5 protein-coding genes are annotated in these 4,010 nt (G+C 60.0%); 3 read left to right on the forward strand and 2 right to left on the reverse strand.

Annotated features, from left to right (window positions below; translation table 11 throughout):
- Positions 1 to 83: 83 nt before the first annotated feature.
- The 3 genes from K9857_RS29840 (at position 84) to K9857_RS29850 (ending at position 2,250) form a co-directional block, all read left to right on the forward strand.
- Positions 84 to 647 carry a TetR/AcrR family transcriptional regulator gene (locus K9857_RS29840; protein WP_224542104.1) on the forward strand — a complete coding sequence of 188 codons (564 nt, stop codon included), beginning with the start codon at positions 84 to 86 and terminating at the stop codon, positions 645 to 647.
- Positions 648 to 702: 55 nt separating this feature from the next.
- The gene (locus K9857_RS29845; RefSeq protein WP_224542099.1) at positions 703 to 1,179 is read left to right on the forward strand and encodes a DUF1348 family protein; all 477 of its coding nucleotides are present in this window, start codon (positions 703 to 705) and stop codon (positions 1,177 to 1,179) included.
- Positions 1,180 to 1,470: 291 nt separating this feature from the next.
- Entirely contained in the window at positions 1,471 to 2,250 is a 780-nt protein-coding gene (locus K9857_RS29850; protein WP_224542100.1) for a TSUP family transporter, read from the forward strand.
- Here K9857_RS29850 and nudC read toward each other — a convergent pair.
- Both nudC and K9857_RS29860 read right to left on the reverse strand, forming a co-directional pair.
- Positions 2,218 to 3,048 (reverse strand): NAD(+) diphosphatase, encoded by an 831-nt coding sequence (nudC, locus tag K9857_RS29855; RefSeq protein ID WP_224542101.1) that lies wholly within the window; start codon positions 3,046 to 3,048, stop codon positions 2,218 to 2,220. The genes K9857_RS29850 and nudC overlap by 33 nt on opposite strands.
- 7 nt (positions 3,049 to 3,055) lie before the next feature.
- A complete protein-coding gene (locus K9857_RS29860; RefSeq protein ID WP_224542102.1) occupies positions 3,056 to 3,868 on the reverse strand; it encodes a crotonase/enoyl-CoA hydratase family protein in 813 nt (270 codons plus the stop codon).
- Positions 3,869 to 4,010 lie beyond the last annotated feature (142 nt).

The raw sequence follows: 4,010 nt of genomic DNA on the forward strand, positions 1-4,010 counted from the left end.
AGCGGGCTTGCTCGCGAAGGCGGTTTATCAGACGAAGAAAATAAAATTTGCCAAAGGAGAACGATCGTTCTACTGTAAGCAACATGAACGAAATCACTAGCAACGACACACAAGACATCATTCTGGATGTCGCCGAAAAGTTGATCTACAAAGGTGGCATCGCCGCCACTGGCATGGATCTTCTGGTGAAAACCGCCGGCGTCTCCAGAAAGAGCATCTACCGCTACTTCGCCAACAAGGACGAACTGGTGGTCGCGGCCCTGATGCGCCGGGATATCCGCTGGATGCACTGGTACAGAAATGCGGTAGATCAGGCCGAGACCCCGGCCGACCGCCTGCTCAACCTGTTTACGGTATTGAAATCGTGGTTTGAATCCGAGGGTTTTCGCGGCTGCGCTTTCATCAATACCAGCGGCGAAACGGGTGACCCGCAGGACCCGGTTCGCCAGGTAGCCCGGGACCACAAACAGAAGCTGCTCGACTATGTGTGCGAGCTGTGCACAGAACATGGCGCCGACGATCCGCAAACGCTGGCCAAACAGCTGCTGATCCTGATCGAAGGTGCCATAACCGTGGCGCTTGTAATGGGTGATCACAGTGCCGCCGATAATGCGCAATGCATGGCGCGAAAGTTATTGGACCTGTAACAACTTGCTCAAGCCCGACAACTTGCTGGAACTTAACTTTATACGGAGACGTGAAATGTCAAACGCCGAAGCTCGTCCGCCATTGCCGCCTTTCACCCGTGAATCGGCCATCGAAAAAATCCGCCTGGCCGAAGATGGCTGGAACTCCCGCGATCCGCAGCGGGTATCGCTGGCCTACACCCTGGACACCAAATGGCGTAACCGCGCCGAATTCGCCAACAACCGCGAAGAAGCCAAGGCCTTCCTGACCCGCAAATGGGCCAAGGAACTGGATTATCGGCTGATCAAGGAACTCTGGGCCTTCACCGACAACCGCATCGCCGTGCGTTACGCCTATGAATGGCACGACGATTCGGGCAACTGGTTCCGCTCCTACGGCAACGAAAACTGGGAATTCGACGAAAACGGCCTGATGGCTCACCGTTTTGCCTGCATCAACGACATGCCGATCAAGGAAAGCGAGCGTAAATACCACTGGCCACTGGGTCGCCGGCCTGACGATCACCCGGGACTGTCGGATCTCGGTCTGTAATCCCACCCTCCCCTGTAGGAGCTGTCGAGTGCAACGAGGCTGCGATCTTTCAAAGATCAAAAGATCGCAGCCTTCGGCAGCTCCTACACGGGATACGCCGTAGGAGCGAGGCTTGCCCGCGAAAGCGATGTGTCAGTCGACATCGACATTGACTGACCCGACGCATTCGCGGGCAAGCCTCGCTCCTACAGCGATGAGGCCAGAGCAGTCGCCGCAGCAGCCGGATAGGCGTAACATATCCGCCCTTCCCCGCAGCCCCATGCTGCACTCTGCCCAAGTAAGCCCGATTCCATGCCTTTCGAACTCAGCGTTGACCTCTTCACCCTGGCCATTCTGGCCCTTGTCGCTTTCATTGCCGGTTTCATCGATGCCATCGCCGGTGGCGGCGGTCTGTTGACCACCCCCGCGTTGCTCACCGCCGGCCTGCCGCCGCATCTGGTGCTGGGCACCAACAAACTCAGTTCGACCTTCGGCTCGGCCACCGCCAGCTTTACCTTCTACCGCCGCAAGCTGTTCCACCCCAAGCAGTGGATGCACGCCATCATCGGTACCCTGGTCGGCGCGCTGGCTGGCGCCGGGGTTGCCCATTACCTGCCCGCCGAATGGCTGAACAAGATGCTGCCGGTGATCGTCTTCGCCTGTGGCATCTACCTGTTGTTTGGCGGCACGCCGAAAGCGCCGCTGGACAGCAACGCACCGATCAAGAAGAAATGGCAATCGACCCAGGGTTTCACCCTCGGGTTCTATGACGGCGTGGCGGGACCCGGCACCGGGGCGTTCTGGACGGTCAGCAGCATGCTGATGTACCCGATCGATCTGGTGAAAGCTAGCGGCGTGGCGCGCAGCATGAACTTCGTCAGCAACATCGCGGCGCTGACGGTGTTCGTGATTTCCGGGCAAGTGGACTGGATCATCGGCCTGTGCATGGGCCTGTCCGTGATGGTGGGTGCGTTCTTCGGGGCTCGCACCGCCATCAGCGGCGGCGCGAAATTCATTCGTCCGGTGTTCATCACCGTGGTGCTGGGCCTGACCGTGCGGTTAGCCTGGCAGCACTGGTTCAGCGTGGCCTAAACGCCGCGCCACATAGACGTCGATCAGGTAACGGGCAATCGAGCGCGACGCCGGCAACGGCGGCAGCGCGTGGACGTTGAACCACTGGGCATCCTCGATTTCGTCCTCCTGGCAGACAATCTCGCCCCCGGCATATTCGGCATGGAAGCCGAGCATCATCGAGTGCGGGAACGGCCAGCACTGGCTGCCCATGTACTGGATGTTCTTGACCTCGATCCGCACCTCTTCACGCACCTCGCGAATCAGGCAGTCCTCGGCCGATTCGCCAGGCTCGGCAAACCCCGCCAATGTGCTGTAGACCCCGCTGACGAACCGTGGCGAGCGTGCCAGGAGCACTTCATCGCCACGGGTCACCAGCACGATCATGCTCGGTGAAATCCGTGGATAGCTGCGCATATCGCAGGGCTCGCAATACATCGCCCGCTCGCGCGACACCTGGGTCATGGCCTGACCGCAGTTGCCGCAGAAGCGGTGCTCGCGGGCCCAGGTGCCGATCTGCGCGGCATAACCCAGGACCTTGAAGAGGGTGTGATCGCCTTCGAGCATGAACGCCCGCAAACCTTTCCAGTTGCAGCCCGGAACGTCGCTGTGACTGCGCAGTTCCAGCAGGTACACCGGCTCGCCATCGAGATGACCGATGCCATGTTCGGCCAGAATCGGCAGGTCCTGGCGCTTGAGCCATTCCCTGGGGAACAGCGCGCCGTTGTCATCGAACAAAAAGCCTTCCGGGCTGCGCGCTACGGCCCAGCCGCCCGGTTGATCGGTGTCCAGTACTGCAGTGGTCCAGCGTGGGGTCATTTTTCACTCAATCCAGAAATTCGGGTTTCTGTTTGCTCATATGGGCGGCCATGGCCACGCGCAAATCGTTGGATTGCAACATGGCGGCGTTCCAGGTAGCGACGTATTCCAGGCCGTCATCGATGCGATGGTCACGCATGTAGCTGATCATCTCCTTGGTGCCGGCGATGGCGATCGGCGACTTGCTCGCGATTTCGCGGGCGATGCCCATGACGCCGTCGAGCAGGCTGGCGGTGTCGCTGTAGACGCGATTGACCAGGCCCATGCCACGGGCTTCTTCGGCGCCGAAATTGCGACCAGTGTAAGCCAGTTCACGCAGCATGCCGTCACCAATGATGCGCGGCAAGCGTTGCAGCGTGCCGACGTCGGCGGCCATGCCGATGTCGATTTCCTTGATCGAGAACTGTGCGTCTTCGGCGGCGTAGCGCATATCGCAGGCGGCGATCAGGTCGATGGCGCCGCCCAGGCAGTAGCCCTGGATCGCCGCGAGCACCGGCTTGCGGCAGTTGTCGACGGCGTTGAAGGACGCTTGCAGGTTGAGGATCTTGCGCCGCAGCAGGCGCGCGTTGCGGCCGACGTCCTTGCCCATTTCATTGGCGACGCCGGCCAGCATCATCAGGTCGATGCCGGAGGAAAAGTGCTTGCCGGCGCCACTGAGCACCACCACCCGAACTTCGTCGGTGTCATCGATCCACTGGAAAATCTCGACGATCTCGCTCCAGAACGCAGCGTTCATCGAGTTGATCTTTTCCGGACGGTTGATCTGTACATGAGCGATGTTATCGGCCAGTTCGACGTTGAACGCGGAGTATTGAGACATGCCGGGGATCCTTCTAGCAGGCAAAAAAGAGGCCCGACTATAACAAGGGCGGGAGGTGGTGGTTCGGCCAAAAGCTAGACCGGTTTGGGCTTTGTGGTGTGATTCAGGGCCTCTTCGCGGGCAAGCCTCGCTCCTACAGGTT

This window comes from Pseudomonas sp. REP124 (assembly GCF_020164475.1).
Taxonomy (GTDB): Bacteria; Pseudomonadota; Gammaproteobacteria; order Pseudomonadales; family Pseudomonadaceae; genus Aquipseudomonas.

Excerpts from the sequence above, each read along its gene's own strand:
- K9857_RS29860 (WP_224542102.1), bottom strand. The coding sequence starts at position 3,868 with ATGTCTCAATACTCCGCGTTCAACGTCGAACTGGCCGATAACATCGCT.
- K9857_RS29840 (WP_224542104.1), top strand. The coding sequence starts at position 84 with ATGAACGAAATCACTAGCAACGACACACAAGACATCATTCTGGATGTC.
- nudC (WP_224542101.1), bottom strand. The coding sequence starts at position 3,048 with ATGACCCCACGCTGGACCACTGCAGTACTGGACACCGATCAACCGGGC.
- K9857_RS29845 (WP_224542099.1), top strand. The coding sequence starts at position 703 with ATGTCAAACGCCGAAGCTCGTCCGCCATTGCCGCCTTTCACCCGTGAA.
- K9857_RS29850 (WP_224542100.1), top strand. The coding sequence starts at position 1,471 with ATGCCTTTCGAACTCAGCGTTGACCTCTTCACCCTGGCCATTCTGGCC.